Below are 474 nucleotides of genomic sequence, written 5' to 3'. Positions count from 1 at the left end.
ACTGGGGTGAAGTCGTAACAAGGTAGCCGTAGGGGAACCTGCGGCTGGATCACCTCCTTAATCGACGACATCAGCTGCTCCATAAGTTCCCACACGAATTGCTTGATTCATTGAAGAAGACGATAAGAAGCAGCCCGAAATTGGGTCTGTAGCTCAGTTGGTTAGAGCGCACCCCTGATAAGGGTGAGGTCGGCAGTTCGAATCTGCCCAGACCCACCAATTTTGCTTGTGTGGGAACGCCTGTAGAAATACGGGGCCATAGCTCAGCTGGGAGAGCGCCTGCCTTGCACGCAGGAGGTCAACGGTTCGATCCCGTTTGGCTCCACCACTACTGCTTCTGTTTGTTGAAAGCTTAGAAATGAGCATTCCATCGTGATGATGGTGAATGTTGATTTCTAGTCTTTGGCTAGATCGTTCTTTAAAAATTTGGGTATGTGATAGAAAGATAGACTGAACGTTACTTTCACTGGTAAC

General features: G+C 48.7%; 2 tRNA genes and 1 rRNA gene. All 3 read left to right on the top strand.

Annotated features, from left to right (window positions below):
• Window positions 1-60: ribosomal RNA gene (locus tag AACY49_RS30700) — 16S ribosomal RNA — on the top strand; the annotation flags it as partial.
• Window positions 61-142: 82 nt separating this feature from the next.
• A tRNA-Ile gene (locus AACY49_RS30695) sits at window positions 143-219 on the top strand.
• A gap of 33 nt (window positions 220-252) precedes the next feature.
• Window positions 253-328 (top strand) — tRNA-Ala (locus tag AACY49_RS30690).
• Window positions 329-474 lie beyond the last annotated feature (146 nt).

It is taken from the genome of Pseudomonas sp. EL_65y_Pfl2_R96 (assembly GCF_963970905.1).
Classification (GTDB): Bacteria; Pseudomonadota; Gammaproteobacteria; order Pseudomonadales; family Pseudomonadaceae; genus Aquipseudomonas.
This window is presented reverse-complemented; position numbering and strand designations above follow the sequence as displayed.